This is a genomic window from Streptomyces sp. NPDC004266 (assembly GCF_042874095.1).
GTDB lineage: Bacteria > Actinomycetota > Actinomycetes > Streptomycetales > Streptomycetaceae > Streptomyces.
In genome coordinates this window covers 701,647-718,247 of the sequence record NZ_JBIAMM010000001.1, presented here as the reverse complement: position 1 = coordinate 718,247, position 16,601 = coordinate 701,647, and the positions used below count along the sequence as shown (strand labels likewise).

Annotated in this window: 14 protein-coding genes; all 14 read right to left on the bottom strand. The window is 71.6% G+C overall.

The window, feature by feature from the left end; all coding sequences use genetic code 11:
- Nucleotides 1-424: 424 nt before the first annotated feature.
- The 14 genes from ACFYUZ_RS03210 to ACFYUZ_RS03145 all read right to left on the bottom strand — a co-directional run bounded on the left by ACFYUZ_RS03210 (nt 425) and on the right by ACFYUZ_RS03145 (nt 16,595).
- Nucleotides 425-1,534, bottom strand: a complete 1,110-nt coding sequence (locus ACFYUZ_RS03210) for a DivIVA domain-containing protein (protein ID WP_123451400.1) — start codon at nt 1,532-1,534, stop codon at nt 425-427.
- Between the two features lie 67 nt (nt 1,535-1,601).
- Nucleotides 1,602-1,892: a YggT family protein gene (locus ACFYUZ_RS03205; RefSeq protein ID WP_017238790.1), complete on the bottom strand. Its 291-nt coding sequence runs from the start codon at nt 1,890-1,892 to the stop codon at nt 1,602-1,604.
- An 80-nt stretch (nt 1,893-1,972) separates the two neighbouring features.
- Nucleotides 1,973-2,593, bottom strand: a complete 621-nt coding sequence (locus ACFYUZ_RS03200) for a cell division protein SepF (protein WP_030693462.1) — start codon at nt 2,591-2,593, stop codon at nt 1,973-1,975.
- Between the two features lie 122 nt (nt 2,594-2,715).
- Nucleotides 2,716-3,435: a YggS family pyridoxal phosphate-dependent enzyme gene (locus tag ACFYUZ_RS03195; RefSeq protein WP_389305803.1), complete on the bottom strand. Its 720-nt coding sequence runs from the start codon at nt 3,433-3,435 to the stop codon at nt 2,716-2,718.
- Nucleotides 3,432-4,172 (bottom strand): peptidoglycan editing factor PgeF, encoded by a 741-nt coding sequence (gene pgeF, locus ACFYUZ_RS03190; RefSeq protein ID WP_389305801.1) that lies wholly within the window; start codon nt 4,170-4,172, stop codon nt 3,432-3,434. The genes ACFYUZ_RS03195 and pgeF overlap by 4 nt, the downstream gene beginning before the upstream one ends.
- Nucleotides 4,169-5,383, bottom strand: coding sequence for a cell division protein FtsZ (gene ftsZ / locus ACFYUZ_RS03185; RefSeq protein ID WP_389305800.1), 1,215 nt, complete (start codon nt 5,381-5,383; stop codon nt 4,169-4,171). The genes pgeF and ftsZ overlap by 4 nt, the downstream gene beginning before the upstream one ends.
- 278 nt (nt 5,384-5,661) lie before the next feature.
- Nucleotides 5,662-6,465, bottom strand: coding sequence for a cell division protein FtsQ/DivIB (locus ACFYUZ_RS03180; RefSeq protein ID WP_389305798.1), 804 nt, complete (start codon nt 6,463-6,465; stop codon nt 5,662-5,664).
- Nucleotides 6,466-6,496: 31 nt separating this feature from the next.
- Nucleotides 6,497-7,582, bottom strand: a complete 1,086-nt coding sequence (gene murG / locus ACFYUZ_RS03175) for an undecaprenyldiphospho-muramoylpentapeptide beta-N-acetylglucosaminyltransferase (protein WP_389305796.1) — start codon at nt 7,580-7,582, stop codon at nt 6,497-6,499.
- Between the two features lie 6 nt (nt 7,583-7,588).
- Complete coding sequence (gene ftsW / locus ACFYUZ_RS03170) at nt 7,589-8,929, bottom strand: putative lipid II flippase FtsW (protein ID WP_356905124.1); 1,341 nt, start codon at nt 8,927-8,929, stop codon at nt 7,589-7,591.
- A gap of 55 nt (nt 8,930-8,984) precedes the next feature.
- Entirely contained in the window at nt 8,985-10,433 is a 1,449-nt protein-coding gene (gene murD / locus ACFYUZ_RS03165) for a UDP-N-acetylmuramoyl-L-alanine--D-glutamate ligase (protein WP_389305794.1), read from the bottom strand.
- Complete coding sequence (gene mraY / locus ACFYUZ_RS03160; RefSeq protein ID WP_389305792.1) at nt 10,415-11,485, bottom strand: phospho-N-acetylmuramoyl-pentapeptide-transferase; 1,071 nt, start codon at nt 11,483-11,485, stop codon at nt 10,415-10,417. The genes murD and mraY overlap by 19 nt, the downstream gene beginning before the upstream one ends.
- Nucleotides 11,482-12,906 (bottom strand): UDP-N-acetylmuramoyl-tripeptide--D-alanyl-D-alanine ligase, encoded by a 1,425-nt coding sequence (gene murF / locus ACFYUZ_RS03155; protein WP_389305791.1) that lies wholly within the window; start codon nt 12,904-12,906, stop codon nt 11,482-11,484. The genes mraY and murF overlap by 4 nt, the downstream gene beginning before the upstream one ends.
- Before the next feature lie 4 nt (nt 12,907-12,910).
- Entirely contained in the window at nt 12,911-14,584 is a 1,674-nt protein-coding gene (locus ACFYUZ_RS03150; protein ID WP_389305789.1) for a UDP-N-acetylmuramoyl-L-alanyl-D-glutamate--2,6-diaminopimelate ligase, read from the bottom strand.
- Nucleotides 14,585-14,600: 16 nt separating this feature from the next.
- Complete coding sequence (locus ACFYUZ_RS03145; protein WP_389305787.1) at nt 14,601-16,595, bottom strand: peptidoglycan D,D-transpeptidase FtsI family protein; 1,995 nt, start codon at nt 16,593-16,595, stop codon at nt 14,601-14,603.
- Between the last annotated feature and the right edge of the window lie 6 nt (nt 16,596-16,601).

Genomic DNA, 16,601 nt, shown 5'->3' with positions numbered 1-16,601 from the left:
CACCCCCGCGCCCCCCGTTGTGGGCAATCGTTCCGCTGGGGCGGAACGGGTGGGCACAACGGAACGGCGCCCCTTGCCGGGCCCAGGCTCCCGCGCCCTGACCCGCACTGGATGCGCGCCGCACAAAGTGGTGCGGGTCCAGGCGCGGAACGCGGAGGCGCCGCTGAAGGGCGCCGTCCCGTGTGCCCCCCTCCCCCAAGCTCTCGGCTTCGCTCGAGCAGGGGGGCCCCCCCTCGCCCCAGCGGGACGACTGCCCACACGGCGGGTACGGGAGGGGCACCGCCCCGGCGGGCGCGGCCCACACGGGGCGGAGGCGGCGGCCCGCGGGTGTCGGGCGGGCATGCCGAAGGGCCGGCTCCCACAGGGGAGCCGGCCCTTCGAGACTGCCGACGGCTACGCGCTCAGTGCGCGGACACCCGCCGCCTCAGTTGTCGTCCTCGTCGATGAGGAAGCCACGCATCGGCGCCGGCGCCTGCTGCATCGGCTGCGGGGCCTGCGGCCGGACCGGAGCCATCGGCTGGGTCATCGCGGGGGACATCTGCTGCTGGCCGCCGTAGGAGGGCGCGCCACCCATGGACGGCGCACCGCCCATCGCGCCGTTGCCGCCGTAGGACGGCGCGCTCGCGCCCGCGGAGGCCATGGACGGGGCCGGCGGCAGCGAGGCCGTGGCCGGGGTGCGCGGCGGAGCCAGCGAGTCGTCCGCCTGGGTCTCCAGCTGACGCAGCTGCGACTCCAGGTAGGACTTCAGACGCGTGCGGTACTCGCGCTCGAAGCCGCGCAGGTCCTCGACCTTGCGCTCCAGCGTGGCGCGGGCGGACTCCAGGGAGCCCATCGCGACGCGGTGCTTCTCCTGCGCGTCCCGCTCAAGAGCGTCCGCCTTGGCGCGGGCGTCCCGCTCCAGGCCCTCGGCGCGCGAACGCGCCTCGCCGACGATCTTGTTGGCCTCGGAGCGCGCCTCGGCGATCGCCTGGTCGGCGGTCTGCTGGGCGAGCGAGAGGACACGCGCGGCGCTGTCGCCACCGGGGCCCTGCTGCGGCTGCTGCATCTGCGGCGGCTGCATCTGCTGCTGCTGCGGGTGACCCATGGGGCCGCCCTGCATCGGGCCGGGGCCCATCGGGCCGCCCTGCATGGGGCCGCCCTGCATCGGGCCGGGGCCCATCGGGCCGCCCTGCATGGGGCCGCCCTGCATCGGGCCGGCGGGCAGCGCGGGGGCACCGGACGGCAGCTGCGGCGGGCCCATCTGCGGCTGCTGCTGCTGCGGCGGTCCGGATATGGCGGCGGGCACGGGGGCGCCGGGACCGCCGGGACGATCCTGCGGCTCCGGGGCCTTGCGCATGCCCTGCTGCTGGTTCTGCGCGGCGGCACGCGTCGCGGCGGCCAGCTTGGCGCGCAGGTCCTCGTTCTCGCGGAGCAGGCGGGTCAGCTCGGCCTCGACCTCGTCGAGGAAGGCATCGACCTCGTCCTCGTCATAGCCTTCTCGAAGGCGGACGGTCGTGAACTGCTTGTTCCGCACGTCCTCGGGGGTCAGCGGCATCTCTTCTTCACCTCTACGTAGTCGTCGGCAGTCGGCAAGACCGTATCGTCCACTTGTTCCTCCACCATCACCTCGCGAAGCTGCTCACGATGGAGATCAGGATGTAAACGATGATCATCAGAACGAAGAAGGACAGGTCGAGTGCCACGCCCCCGAGACGCAGCGGCGGGATGAGTCGCCGCAGAAGCTTGAGCGGTGGATCGGTGACAGTGTAGGTGGCCTCAAGGACGACCACCATCGCCTTACCGGGTTGCCATGAACGGGCGAACTGGAAGACGTAGTCCATGACAAGCCGGACGATCAGGAGGACGAGGAAGCACATCAGCACGATGTAGACCACCTGTAGTGCGACGCCCATCCCGCGTTTCCCTCTCCCCTGGCTTTCGTGCTCTCGCTTGTCCGGCCGCTTCGCGACCGGTCCGTCCGGTTCTCGTGTTCTCAGCTCTGGTTGAAGAATCCGCCCTCTGCGATCCGGGCCTTGTCCTCCGCCGTGACATCGACGTTAGCAGGCGACAACAGGAACACCTTCTGCGTCACGCGCTCAATGCTGCCATGGAGCCCGAAGACCAGTCCGGCGGCAAAGTCGACAAGTCGCTTCGCGTCCGTGTCGTCCATCTCCGTGAGGTTCATGATCACCGGGGTGCCCTCACGGAAGTGTTCCCCGATGGTACGGGCCTCGTTGTAGGTCCGCGGATGCAGCGTGGTGATGCGGTACGGCTCCCGCTCGGACACGACCTTGGGCATGATCACCGGTGCGTTCTTCTCCAGGCTCGGGCGTTCGGGTGTGATGGATGCCACGGGGGCAATTCGGGCCGGACGTCCGCTTTCGGCGAGCACCGGGACAGAATGGGCGATCGGCTCCCGGGGGGCCGGAGGCTGCACCACTCGCACCGGCTCCTCGCGCTCCACCTGACGCGGAGGGGTGTGGCGCCGGTCGCGCTCGGGCTCCGGCTCCAGCTCGGGTTCGAAGTCGTCGTCGGGGTCGAAGCCCCGGCCGTCGTACCCATCGTCCTCCACGAGGCCGAGGTAGACCGCCATCTTGCGCATCGCGCCGGCCATTCTCTGAGTCCTCCGCTCTGTGGTGGATCGGCCTTGTCACCAAGTGCCGGCGATCCACGGGCCACCCCGCCGTTCTGCGGAATGACCATATTTTCTGCTGTGGTCCGACTTGCTTCGCGACGTTACCCGAGCTTCGGGCGGACACCGAGTACCGCCGTACCGACGCGTACGTGTGTCGCCCCGGCAGCGACGGCCTCCTCGAGGTCCGCGCTCATCCCTGCTGACACCATGTTCGCAGCCGGACGGGTCGCGCGCAGGACAGTCGACAAATCCATCAGCCGGTCGAAGGCCGCGCGTTGCCGGCCGGCGTACTCCCCGGCCAGCGGCGCGACGGTCATCAGTCCGTCGAGCCGCAGCCCGGGCGCGGCGTCGACGGCCGCGGCCAACTCCTCGACCCCGTCCGGGGCGACGCCGCCGCGCTCGCCCCGCTCGCCGGACCCGGCGTCGAGCGCGACCTGGAGGAGACAGCCGAGCTCGCGGCCCGCCTTCTCCGCGGCCGCGGAGAGGGAGGAAACGAGCTTCAGACGGTCGACGGACTGCACCACATCGGCATAACCCACCACGGATCTGACCTTGTTGGTCTGCAACTGGCCCACGAAGTGCCAGGTCAGATCAAGGTCGGCACAGGCGGCGGCCTTGGGGGCGGCGTCCTGGTCCCGGTTCTCGGCGACGTGCCGCACCCCGAGTTCGTGCAGGAGTCTGACGTCGCTCGCGGGGTAGGTCTTGGTGACCACGATCAGCGTCACCTCCTCCCGCGCGCGTCCGGCGGCGGCGCACGCGGCGGCGATGCGCTCCTCCACTGCGGCGAGGTTCGCGGCGAGTTCCGACTTGCGATCCGTCATGTCTCTTCTCGGTTCAACCAGACATATCCCGCGAGTCGCCCCGTGGTGCGATCGCGGCGGTACGAGTAGTGGTCGCGCGATTCGAGGGTGCAGACCCCGGCGTCCTCGACGTCCCGGACCCCGAGCCGCGCCAACTGCGCGCGCACCCCGGCGGCGACGTCGACGGCGGGGGTTCCCCAGGAGGTCTCGGCGTGCGCGGCGGGTTCGACCGCCGCGACCTCGGCGCGCATCGCCTCCGGCACCTCGTAGCACCGGCCGCAGACGGCGGGTCCGGTGCGGGCGACGATCCGGGCGGGGTCGGCGCCGAGCTTCGTCATCGCCGCGACGGCGGCGGGGACGACTCCGGCGACCATCCCCGGCCGACCGGCGTGGGCGGCGGCCGCGACTCCGGCGACCGGATCGGCGAGGAGGACCGGGACGCAGTCCGCGGTGAGGACGGCGAGGGCGAGTCCGCGCCGGGCGGTGACGATCGCGTCGACGGACGGGACGTCCGCGTCCCCCCAGGGTCCGTCGACCTCGACGACGTCCGCGCCGTGCACCTGGTTCATCCAGACCACCCGCGCCGGGTCGAGCCCGAGGGCTCCGGCGGCGGCGGCCCGGTTGGCGCGTACGGCCGCCGGCTCGTCCCCCACCGCTCCGCCGAGGTTGAGCTCCTCGTACGGAACGGCGCTCACCCCGCCCCACCGGTCGGTGAAGGCGAAGTGGGCGCCGTTCGCGTCGAAGCGATGTCCTATCACTTCAGGAAGTCCGGGACGTCCAGCTCCTCGGCCTGGCTGTCCCCGTACGGACGGGCCGGGGGGACGACCGGCGGGACCGGTGCCAGCGGGGTCTCGGTGACGACCGGGGCCGGCTCGACCGGGGCCGGAGCCGGCTCCTCGCGCGGGGCGACGGTGCCGAGGCCGCCCAGCGGGCGGGAGGTCTCGGTGACGCGGGGCGCCGGGGCCGGCTCCTCGCGCTTGGCCGAGACCGAGCCGATGATGTTGTCGCGGCGGGCCGGCGGCTGGCCGCCGTCGAAGCCGGCCGCGATGACGGTGACCCGGACCTCGTCGCCGAGGGCGTCGTCGATGACGGCGCCGAAGATGATGTTGGCCTCGGGGTGGGCCGCCTCGCTGACCAGCTGCGCGGCCTCGTTGATCTCGAAGAGGCCGAGGTCGCTGCCGCCGGAGATGGAGAGCAGCACGCCGCGGGCGCCGTCGATGGAGGCCTCCAGGAGCGGCGAGGAGATCGCCATCTCGGCCGCCGCCACCGCGCGGTCGTCGCCGCGGGCGGAGCCGATGCCCATGAGCGCCGAACCGGCCTCGGACATGACCGACTTCACGTCGGCGAAGTCGAGGTTGATCAGACCCGGGGTGGTGATGAGGTCGGTGATGCCCTGGACACCGCTCAGGAGGACCTGGTCGGCCGACTTGAAGGCGTCGAGCACGGAGACCTGGCGGTCCGAGATCGAGAGCAGCCGGTCGTTGGGGATGACGATGAGGGTGTCGACCTCTTCGCGGAGCTCGGCGATGCCGTCCTCCGCCTGGTTGGCGCGCCGACGGCCCTCGAAGGTGAACGGCCGGGTGACCACACCGATCGTGAGGGCGCCGAGCGAGCGCGCGATGTTGGCGACGACGGGCGCGCCGCCGGTGCCGGTGCCGCCGCCTTCGCCGGCGGTGACGAAGACCATGTCGGCCCCCTTGAGGACCTCCTCGATCTCCTCACGGTGGTCCTCTGCCGCCTTGCGACCGACGGCCGGGTTGGCCCCGGCCCCGAGGCCGCGGGTGAGTTCACGGCCGACGTCGAGCTTGACGTCGGCGTCGCTCATCAACAGCGCTTGCGCGTCGGTGTTGATCGCGATGAACTCGACGCCCTTGAGACCGACCTCGATCATTCGGTTGATGGCATTGACACCACCGCCGCCGACACCGATGACCTTGATGACTGCGAGGTAGTTCTGCGGTGCTGCCACGTCGAAGGCCTCTCGCCTCGAGTTACGTGTCGTCGCTGCGCGGTTGGTCGCGCCGCTCCGACGGATGCCGATTGGGACGGTCCGAAACGCCGACCCGAACCCTAACGTTGAAGTTTAGGGTTACCAGTGTCTCTGTTCGCTGGACTCTTCCGAACAGGACACTAAGTCGACAAGTGGCGCACGTTCAACGAACACGCCGAACCTCCCGTTTTTCTTTTCACCCTATGTGATCACCCGTAGCGCTGGCCAACCAGGGTGCTGGCCAGCGGAGATGACCGTCAACTTCCGGACGAGGCGGGCGCCGTGGGGGCACTTACGTCGAAGTGCCCCGCTTTGGGGCTCGCCTTCATGAGGGCGGTCAGGACCCGGGCCTTGACCGGGCCGTGCTCACCGCTGCCCCAGAAGACCGTTCGGCCCCCGGTGAGCTCCAGAGTGACGGAGTCGTACGAGGTGACGCGTACGACACGAGTGTCCCGGGCGACTTCCGGCGGGAGTTCGCCACGGACGCGGACCGCCTCCCGGAGCAGCCGGTCCGCCCCGAAGCGGCGGAGGCTCGGCGAGCCGGCGCTGTCGAGGACGAGCCGGGGGACGCCGCGCGGGGCCGTGTCGACGGTGGCGAACCGCACGCCCGTGGGGTCCACTTCGATGAACTTTCCGCCCTTTTCGACAAGCAGGGCGGGTTGCCGTTCCGTCACTTTCAGCCCGATTCCGTGCGGCCATGACCGCACGACGTCGATCGACTCGATCCGCGGCAGCCGCTGCCGGAGCCGGGCCTCGATCGCGTCGGTGTCGACGGTGACGAGCGGAGCGCCCATCGGGACGGCGGCGACCGCTTCGACCTCGGCCCGCGTCAGGACCCGGGTGCCGGAAGTCTTCACATCTTCCACACGGAACCAGGTCGATCCGTAGAGCGCCCAGACCCCGCCGACCACGAGGACGACGAGGCCGAGCGCCACGAGGAGCAGCCGGGGCGCGGGGAACCGGAATCGTCGATTCCGGTCACTGGCGCCGGACGGGCGCCCCGACGACCCCTTCGACTTGCTGGTACCGCTCTTCTCCGCGGTCGTCGGTCCGGCTGCCACCCGGCGCCTCCTGCCCTCAGTCCCCCGCCCGCTAGCGGGCGGCGATCGCCTCGTACACCATGCCGACGAGCAGGTCGTCGGCGTCCCGGCGGCCGAACTCGGCGGCGGCGCGGGACATCTCGTACAACCGGTGCGGATCGGCCAGTACGGGCAGGACGTTCCCCTGCACCCACTGCGGCGACAGCTCCGCGTCGTCGACGAGGAGCCCGCCGCCCGCCTTGACCACCGGCTGGGCGTTGAGCCGCTGTTCGCCGTTGCCGATGGGCAGCGGGACGTACGCGGCGGGCAGCCCGACGGCGGAGAGCTCGGCGACGGTCATCGCGCCCGCGCGGCAGAGCATCATGTCGGCCGCGGCGTACGCGAGATCCATCCGGTCCACGTACGGTACCGGCACGTACGGCGGCATACCGGGCATGTTGTCGACACGCGGCATCTCGTTCTTCGGGCCCACCGCGTGCAGGATCTGGATGCCGGAGCGCTGGAGCACCGGCGCGATCTGCTGGATGACCTCGTTGAGCCGCCGTGCGCCCTGGGAGCCGCCGGAGACGAGGAGCGTCGGCAGGTTCGGGTCGAGGCCGAAGGCGGCGCGCGCCTCGGGCCGCACCCGCGCCCGGTCGAGGGTCGCGATGGTGTGCCGCAGCGGGATGCCGATGTAACGGGCGTTGCGGAGCTTGCTGTCCGGGGTGGCGACGGCGACCCCGGCCGCGTACCGCGAACCGATCTTGTTGGCCAGGCCGGGCCGGGCGTTGGCCTCGTGGACCACGATGGGCACCCCGAGGCGCTTGGCCGCGAGATAGCCGGGCAGGGCCACGTAGCCGCCGAAGCCGACCACGCAGTCCGCCTTGGTGCGCTCCAGGACCTGCTCGGCCGCCTTGATCGTGCCGCGCAACCGCCCGGGGACGGTGATCAGCTCGGGGGTGGGCTTGCGGGGCAGCGGTACGGCGGGGATGAGCGCCAACTCGTAGCCCCGCTCGGGCACGAGCCGGGTCTCCAGGCCCTTCTCCGTGCCGAGCGCCGTGATCCCCACGCTGGGGTCCTGCCTGCGCAGGGCGTCCGCGAGGGCCAGCGCGGGCTCGATGTGGCCGGCGGTCCCCCCGCCGGCGAGTACGACATGCACCGAAATTCACCGCTCTCCGGACGGGCGCTTCTTGACGCGCCGTCGCATCGACTTCCATCTCTTCCCGGCCCGCTTGCCCCAGCCGGGGCGGCGCATGGCCAGGGCCGCTTTCGCGGCGGGTTCCTGTCGCGCGAAGGCGATGAGGAGCCCGACGGCGAACATGGTCGGCAGCAGGGCCGACCCTCCGTAGGAGAACAGCGGGAGCGGGACACCGGCGATCGGCAGCAGGCCGAGCACCGCACCGATGTTGATCACGGCCTGAGCCGTGATCCAGGTGGTCACACCTCCCGCGGCGAACCTCACGAAGGGGTCCTCCGTGCCTCCGGCCACGCGGATACCCGCATAGCCTAGAGCCGCGAACAGGGCGAGTACCGACAGCGTCCCCGCGAGACCCAGTTCCTCACCGGTGACCGCGAAGATGAAGTCGGTGTGCGCTTCGGGGAGTTGGCCCCATTTCTCGACACTCGCACCGAGTCCGGAACCGAACCATCCACCCGAGGCCAGAGCATAGATTCCGTGCGCGGCCTGCAGACAGGGGGCTCCCTCGCCACCGGGGTCGGTCGCGCCGATGCAGTCGAAGCGCTTCATCCGGTTCGAACTCGTCTTGATCAGCAGCACGCCGATCGCACCGGCCACCGTGAGCACGCCGACGAAGAGCCGGGTGGGCGCTCCGGCCGTCCACAACAGGCCGAAGAGGATGGCCGCGAGGATGATCGAGGTGCCCATGTCGCCGCCGAGCATGATCAGTCCGAGCAGCATGAAGGCCCCGGGGACCAGCGGCACCAGCATGTGCTTCCACTGGGTCAGGAGCCGCATGTCCTGCTTGCGCGCGAGCAGGTCGGCACCCCACAGGATCAGCCCCAGCTTGCCGAACTCGCTGGGCTGGAGCTGGAAGGGCCCGCCGAGCGAGATCCAGTTCTGGTTGCCGTTGACCGCGTGCCCTATCCCGGGGATCTGCACGAGGACCATCAGGAAGACCGCGCCCACCAGGATCGGGTAGGCGAGCGCCCGGTGCAGCTTGACCGGCATCCGCGAGGCGACCAGGAGCAGGCCCGTGCCGAGGAGCGCGGCGAAGAACTGCTTCCGGAAGAAGTAGGAGGGCACCAGGTCGTAGCGGAGCGCCGTGATCATCGAGGCGGAGTAGACCATCACGAGGCCGAGCGTGGTGATGAGCAGCCCCGCGCCGATGATCACGTAGTACGCCGTCAGGGGCCTGTCCCAGGCCTTGCGGAGCCGCTCGTAGGCCCCCCGCACGCCGCCGCCGCGCGCCCGCCGCGGGGTCGCGGGAGCCCGCCCTCCGCCGCGTGCGGCGGAGGGCCGGCGTGTCCCGGCGATCTTGCTCGGCATGGTCGCTGTCCCCTCCAGTCGTGCCCGGTCCGGCCGGACCCTCCCGCTGGTCGGGTCAGGCGTCCCCGGTGGCGGCGAGGGCGCGGACGGCGTCCGCGAAGGCCTCGCCCCGCTTGTTGTAGTTGGTGAACATGTCCATGGAGGCACAGGCCGGGGCGAGCAGGACCGTGTCTCCCGGGCGGGCGAGCCGGGCCGCCTCGCGGACCGCCTCGGACATCGCCCCAGTGTCGGTCCGGTCGAGGTCCACCACCGGGACCTCCGGGGCGTGTCGCGCCAGGGCTTCGCGGATCAGGGCGCGGTCGGCGCCGATCAGGACGGCCCCGCGCAAGCGCTTCGCCGACCGCTGGACGATCTCGTCGAAGGTCGCGCCCTTGGCGAGGCCGCCGGCGATCCAGACGATCGGGTCGTAGGCGGCCAACGAGGCTTCGGCGGCGTGGGTGTTGGTGGCCTTGGAGTCGTCGACGTACGTGACTCCCTCGATCTCCTCGACCAGTTCGATGCGGTGCGGGTCGGGCCGGAAGGCCCTCAGGCCGTCCCGCACGGCCTTCGCCTCGACGCCGAAGGCGCGCGCGAGGGCGGCCGCGGCGAGGGCGTTGGCGATGTTGTGCGGGGCCGGCGGCTGGACGTCGGAGACCTCGGCGAGCTCCTGGGCGTTCTTCTGCCGGTTCTCGACGAAGGCGCGGTCGACGAGGATGCCCTCGACGACACCGAGCTGGGAGGGGCCGGGGGTGCCGAGGGTGAAGCCGATGGCCCGGCAGCCCTCCTCCACGTCGGCCTCGCGCACCAGGTCCTCGGTGACCTTGTCGGCGACGTTGTAGACGCAGGCGACCTGGTTGCCCTCGTAGATCCGGCCCTTGTCGGCGGCGTACGCCTCCATGGAGCCGTGCCAGTCGAGGTGGTCGGGCGCCAGGTTGAGCACGGCGGCCGAGTGGGCGCGGACGGAGGGCGCCCAGTGGAGCTGGTAGCTGGAGAGCTCGACGGCGAGTACATCGAGATCGCTGTACTCCTGCTCGCCGAGGACGGCGTCGAGGAGCGAGACGCCGATGTTGCCGACGGCCGCGGTGCGCAGGCCGGCCGCCTCCAGGATGGAGGCGAGCATCCGCACGGTCGTGGTCTTGCCGTTGGTGCCGGTGACCGCGAGCCAGGGCGCCGCTCCGGGGCCGCGCAGGCGCCAGGCGAGCTCGACGTCGCCCCAGACCTCCACGCCCGCCTCGGCGGCGGCCGCGAACAGGGGCTTGTCGGGCTGCCAGCCGGGGGTGGTGACGATCAGCTCGGTGCCGGTCGGCAGGGTGGCCCCGTCGCCGAGGCGGACGGTGATGCCCTCCGCCTCCAGCTCCGCGGCCTGGGCCCGGGAGCGCTCGTCGTCGCCGTCGTTGACGACGGTCACGAGCGCGCCGCGGGCGTGCAGGACGCGGGCGGCCGGGATGCCGGAGACGCCGAGTCCCGCGACGGTGACCTTCTTGCCGTTCCAGTCGAGCTGTTCTGTCACTTTTCCGATGCCCATCCCGCGTAGAAGAGGCCCAGGCCCACGATCACGCACATGCCCTGGATGATCCAGAACCGGACGACGACCAGGACCTCGGACCACCCCTTGAGTTCGAAGTGGTGCTGGAGGGGTGCCATCCGGAAGACGCGCTTGCCGGTCAGCTTGAACGAACCGACCTGGATGACCACGGACATCGTGATCAGGACGAACAGGCCGCCGAGCAGGGCCAGCAGGAGCTCCGTACGGGAGCAGATGGCGAGACCGGCGAGGGCGCCGCCGAGGGCGAGCGAGCCGGTGTCGCCCATGAAGATCTTGGCGGGCGAGGTGTTCCACCAGAGGAAGCCGAAACAGGCTCCCATCAGCGCGGAGGCGACGACCGCGAGGTCGAGCGGGTCGCGGACCTCGAAACAGGCGTTGGGGTTGGTCAGCGTCACCGCGTTGGCACAGGACTCCTGGAACTGCCAGAGCCCGATGAAGGTGTACGCGCCGAAGACCATCACCGAGGCGCCGGTGGCCAGACCGTCCAGGCCGTCCGTCAGGTTCACGCCGTTGGACATGGCCAGGATCATGAAGAGCGCCCAGACCACGAAGAGCACCGGGCCGATGGCCCAGCCGAAGTCCGCGATGAAGGAGAGCTTCGTGGAGGCGGGGGTGAGCCCGCGCAGGTCGGCGAACTGCAGCGAGAGCACGGCGAAGGCGATGCCGACGATCAGCTGACCGGCCATCTTCGCCTTGGCCCGCAGACCGAGGGACCGCTGCTTGACGATCTTGATGTAGTCGTCGAGGAAGCCCACCAGGCCCATGCCGGCCATGAGGAACAGCACCAGGACGCCCGAGTACGTCGGGTCCTCACCGGTGATGACCTTGGCCAGCGCGTACGCGATGAGCGTGGCCAGGATGAAGGAGATGCCGCCCATGGTGGGCGTGCCCTTCTTCCCGGCGTGACCGCGCGGGCCGTCGTCACGGATGAACTGCCCGTACCCCTTGCGGGCAAGGAGCTTGATCAGCAGCGGCGTGCCGATCAGGGTCAGGAAGAGCCCGATGGCCCCCGCGAAGAGGATCTGCCTCATCGGCCGGTGACCTCGCCCTCGGTGTCGAGGAGCGCCAGCGCGACCTGTTCGAGACCGACCGACCTGGAAGCCTTCACAAGGACGACGTCCCCCGGGCGCAGCTCACTGCGCAACAGGTCGACAGCCGCCTGCGCGTCGGACACGTGCACCGACTCCTCACCCCACGAACCCTCGTTATATGCGCCCAGTTGCAGCCAGGACGCTTCCCTGCCCCCGACCGCGACGAGCTTGCTGACGTTGAGCCGGACGGCGAGCCGTCCGACCGCGTCGTGCTCGACGAGCGATGCGTCACCGAGCTCGGCCATCTTGCCGAGCACCGCCCACGTACGAGCCCCTCGGGCCTGTGCGGCCCTGCCCATGGCCGCGAGCGCGCGCAGGGCGGCTCGCATGGACTCGGGGTTCGCGTTGTAGGCGTCGTTGACGATCGTCACGCCGTCCGGACGCTCGGTGACCTCCATGCGCCAGCGCGACAGGGTGCCGGCCTCGGAGAGCGCGGTGGCGATCTCTTCGACAGGCATGCCCAGCTCGTGCGCGACGGCGGCCGCTGCGAGCGCGTTCGACACGTGGTGCTCACCGTACAGGCGCAAGGTCACGTCGCTGCACCCGGTGGGTGTGTGAAGCCTGAAAGAAGGCTGTCCGTTCTCTGTGAGGTGGACGTTCTCGGCCCGTACGGCCGCTTCGTCCGCTTCGCCGAACAGGGTCACGCGGGCCTTGGTGCGGCTCGCCATGGCGCGGACGAACGGGTCGTCGGCGTTGAGGACCGCGATCCCGCCCTCCTCGGCGGACGGCAGGGACTCGACGAGCTCGCCCTTCGCCTGGGCGATCTGCTCCCGGCCGCCGAACTCGCCGATGTGGGCGGTGCCCACGTTGAGGACGAGGCCGATGCGGGGCGGGGTGAGCTCCGTGAGGTAGCGGATGTGGCCGATGCCGCGGGCGCCCATCTCCAGGACCAGGTGCCGGGTCTCGTCGCTCGCGCGGAGCGCCGTGAGCGGCAGGCCGATCTCGTTGTTGAGCGAGCCGGGCGTCCACACGGTGGGCGCGTGCCGGTCGAGGACCTGGGCGATCAGGTCCTTCGTGGAGGTCTTGCCGGCCGAGCCGGTGAGGGCGACGACATCGGTGCCGAGCCGTTCCACGACCGCGCGGGCGAGGGCTCCCAGCGCGGCCTGGACGTCGTCGACGACGATGGCGGGGACGCCGACGGGGCGGGCGGCGAGCACGGCCGCCGCTCCCGCCGCGACGGCGCGCTCGGCGTAGTCGTGGCCGTCGACGTGCTCACCGGCGAAGGCCGCGAAGAGGCTGCCGGCCCGCACCTCGCGGGAGTCGATGACGACGGGCCCGGTGATCCGGGTGGCCGGATCCGGTATGTCGTGCGCCTGCCCGCCGACGATTTCGGCGATCTCGGCGAGGGAGAGGGCGATCACTGCTTCATCCCTGACTGTTCTCGTGACGGTGTGCGTCCTGCTGGCTCTGCTGGCTGAGAATCGCCTCGCGCAGGACCTGACGGTCGTCGAAGGGGCGGACGACTCCTGCGGTCTCCTGGCCCTGCTCGTGGCCCTTGCCGGCGACCAGGACGGTGTCGCCGGGCCGCGCCCGGGCGACGGCGGCGGCGATCGCGGCGGCCCTGTCGGGTTCGACGAGGACGTCGCCGCGCTCCTCCGACGGCACCTCGGAGGCGCCGGCGAGCATGGCGCTGAGGATCACCAGGGGGTCCTCGGAGCGGGGGTTGTCGGAGGTCAGGACCGCGGTGTCGGCGAGCCTGGCGGCGGCGGCGCCCATCGGGCCGCGCTTGGTGGTGTCCCGGTCGCCGCCGCAGCCGATGACCACGTGCAGCCGGCCCTCGGTGACCTCGCGCAGGGAGCGCAGGACCGATTCGACGGCGTCCGTCTTGTGCGCGTAGTCGACGACCGCGAGGTACGGCTGGCCGGCGTCGACCCGCTCCAGGCGGCCCGGGACCCCGGGGACGGCGGCGACCCCCTCGGCCGCGGCCTTCGGGTCCAGGCCGGCGGCGGCGAGGGTGGCGATCGCGGCGAGGGTGTTGGCGACGTTGAACGGGCCGGGCAGCGGGGCGGTGGCGGAGATCCGCTCGCCCTCGGGGCCGACGGCGGTGAAGGTCGAGTCGTGGGAGCCGAGGACGAGGTCCTCGGCGCGCCAGTCGGCCTCGGCGCGGCCCTCGGCGGAGAAGGTGACGACCGGGACGGTGGCCTCCGAGACGAGCCTGCGGCCGTAGGCGTCGTCGAGGTTGACCACGCCCAGGCGGCTGCGCGCGGGCGTGAAGAGCCCGGCCTTGGCCTGGAAGTAGTCCTCCATGTCGGAGTGGAACTCCATGTGCTCCGGGCTGAGGTTGTTGAAGACGGCGACGTCGAAGACGCAGCCGTCGACCCGACCGAGCACGAGGGCGTGGCTGGAGACCTCCATGGCGACGGCCTCGACGCCCCGCTCGCGCATGACGGCGAAGAGCGCCTGGAGGTCGGTGGCCTCGGGGGTGGTGCGCTCGGACTTGATGCGCTCGTCGCCGATCCTCATCTCGACCGTGCCGACGAGCCCGGTCCTCCGCCCGGAACCGCGCAGGCCGCCTTCCACCAGGTAGGCGGTGGTGGTCTTGCCGGAGGTGCCGGTGATGCCGATCTGGAGGAGGTCCTCGCCGGGGCGCCCGTAGATCGCGGCCGCGAGTTCGCCCATCCGGCCGCGCGGGTCCTCCACGACGAGGACCGGGAGGCCGGTCGCGGCGGCGCGCTCGGCGCCCGCCGGGTCGGTGAGGATCGCGGCGGCGCCGAGCCCGGCGGCCTGGGCGACGAAGTCCGCGCCGTGCGTGCGGGCGCCGGGCAGGGCCGCGTACAGGTCCCCGGGGCGCACGGCCCGCGAGTCGTGCGTGATGCCCGAGATCTCGGCGGCCTGCGGGGCGTCGACCCCGAGCTGCGCGGCCAGGTCGCCCAGGGGTGTCGGGCGGGCCTGCTCCGGCCGGGGTGGGGCGTTTCGGTACTGATCAGCGTGTGGCACGGCGGTGAGCGTACCGGGCGCACCCTGTGCGGGGCCAAAAGAGCCCGGGGCCTCGCCGGAGTTCGATTTCCGGTTCCCGGAATGAGGGGTGATCGTTGTCACTGGTGCTCCCGGAGTGTCACGGGGTGGGTTCGAAATCGACCGGCAGTCGGGCGGGGGCGCTGCCCGTCGGGGCGACGTGGAGGGTCTTGAGGGCGAACTCCATGACCTTCTTGTAGATGGGTCCGCAGATCTGGCCGCCGAAGTAGTTGCCCTTGGTGGGGTTCTGGATGGCGCAGTAGACGGTGACGCGGGGCTGGTCGGCGGGGGCGAAGCCGGCGAAGGAGGCGGTGTACCCCTTGTAGCGGCCGAGTTCGGGGTCCACGCGGTTGGCGGTGCCGGTCTTGCCCGCGACGCGGTAGCCGGGGATCGCGGCCTTGTTGCCGGTGCCGTCCTCGTCGTCGACGACGGACTCCAGCATCTGCGCGAGGGACTTGGCCGTCTTCTCGCTGACCACCCGGGACTCCTTGGGCGCGGGGGCCGGGGCGAAGCGCCCGTCGGGGCCCTTGGTGCCGCGCACGAGGGTCGGCTCGATCCGTACGCCTCCGTTGGCGATGGTCGAGTAGACGGAGGCGGCCTGCATGGCGCTGACGGAGAGGCCCTGGCCGAAGGGGATCGTGTACTGCTGCGAGGTGGACCAGTCCTGCGGCTTGGCGAGGATGCCGGGGGTCTCCCCCGGGTAGCGCAGGCCGGTGGGGCTGCCGATGCCGAACTTGCGCAGGTAGGAGTGGAGGACCCGGTTGGACTCGGCCTGGGTGGCGCCGAGTCGGCCGGTGGCGAGGATGGTGCCGATGTTGCTGGACCTGGCCAGGACGCCGTTGAGGGTCAGGTACCAGGTCTTGTGGTCGACGTCGTCCTTGAAGAGCCGGTCGCCGCGGTGGAGCCGGTTGGGGACGGTGACGTGGGTGTCGGGGGCGGCCTTGCCCTCCTCCAGGACGGCGGCCATCGACATGACCTTGGCGGTGGAGCCGGGCTCGTAGGCGTCCTGGAGGGCGGCGTTGCCCATGGCGGCGGCGTTGGCGGCGGAGAGGTCGTTGGGGTCGAAGCCGGGGGCGTTGGCCATGGCGAGGACCTCGCCGGTGCGGGTGTCCTGGACGACGACGTAGCCGCGGTCGGCCTTCGACCTGCGGACCTGGTCGCTGATGGCCTGCTGGGCGGCCCACTGGATGTCCCGGTCGATGGTGAGCTCGATGTCGGAGCCGGGGACGGCGGGGGTGCCCTGGGAGCCGGCGGTGGGGACCTGCCGGCCGCCGGAGGCGGTGAAGCGGATCTTTCCGTCCCGGCCGGCGAGTTCGGAGTCGAGCATGGACTCCAGGCCGCCGGCGCCGCGGCCCTCGGCGTTGACGTATCCCAGTATCCCGGCGGCGAGCTCCCCGTTCGGGTACACGCGCTTGGTGCTGGGCTCGCTGAGGATGCCGCCGAGGAGGTTGATCCCGTTCCCGCCGACGGCCTGGGCCTTCTGCCCGTAGACCCGCTTGAGGTCCTTGATCTGGTTCCAGACCTGGGGGGTCTGCTTGCGGGCGAGCAGGGTGTAGCGGGACTTGGGGGTGCGGAGCTTCTTCGCGAGCTCGGCCGGCTGCTTGCCGAGGATCGGGGCGAGGAGCGCGGCGGCCTGCTCGGGGGCGTCGGCGGTCTTCGACTCCTCGCGGGTGAAGAGCTTGGGGTCGGCGGTGATGTCGTACGCGTCGACGCTGGCGGCGAGCGCGATGCCGTTGCGGTCGGTGATCTCGCCCCGCTCGGCGGAGAGCGTGTACTCCTGGAAGCGGTACTTGTCGGCCTTGGCGGCGTACGCGCCGGCGTCGACGGCCTGGACCTGGAGCAGCCGCACCACGAAGACCAGCATGACGAGGGTCAGGCCGAGCGAGATCAGCCGCAGCCGGGGCCGGGGGCTGCCCAGCCGGATGGTGCGGGGCTGCCGGGCCGGGGGCCGGGCCGCAGGCCGCTTCGCGGCCGGACGCGGGGCGGGGCGGGCCGGGCGGGCTCCGGACGTCCGGGCCCCGGCGGAGGCGGGCCGGGGGCGTGCGGGCCGGGCGGGGCCGGGGACGCGGCGGCCCGGGGGCTCCTTGGGAGGCACTGCTCG

What these genes read in the sequence shown, in the direction of transcription:
- ACFYUZ_RS03210 (WP_123451400.1), bottom strand. Translation starts at nt 1,534, where the DNA reads ATGCCGCTGACCCCCGAGGACGTGCGGAACAAGCAGTTCACGACCGTC.
- ACFYUZ_RS03205 (WP_017238790.1), bottom strand. Translation starts at nt 1,892, where the DNA reads ATGGGCGTCGCACTACAGGTGGTCTACATCGTGCTGATGTGCTTCCTC.
- ACFYUZ_RS03200 (WP_030693462.1), bottom strand. Translation starts at nt 2,593, where the DNA reads ATGGCCGGCGCGATGCGCAAGATGGCGGTCTACCTCGGCCTCGTGGAG.
- ACFYUZ_RS03195 (WP_389305803.1), bottom strand. Translation starts at nt 3,435, where the DNA reads ATGACGGATCGCAAGTCGGAACTCGCCGCGAACCTCGCCGCAGTGGAG.
- ftsW (WP_356905124.1), bottom strand. Translation starts at nt 8,929, where the DNA reads ATGCCGAGCAAGATCGCCGGGACACGCCGGCCCTCCGCCGCACGCGGC.
- murD (WP_389305794.1), bottom strand. Translation starts at nt 10,433, where the DNA reads ATGGGCATCGGAAAAGTGACAGAACAGCTCGACTGGAACGGCAAGAAG.
- mraY (WP_389305792.1), bottom strand. Translation starts at nt 11,485, where the DNA reads ATGAGGCAGATCCTCTTCGCGGGGGCCATCGGGCTCTTCCTGACCCTG.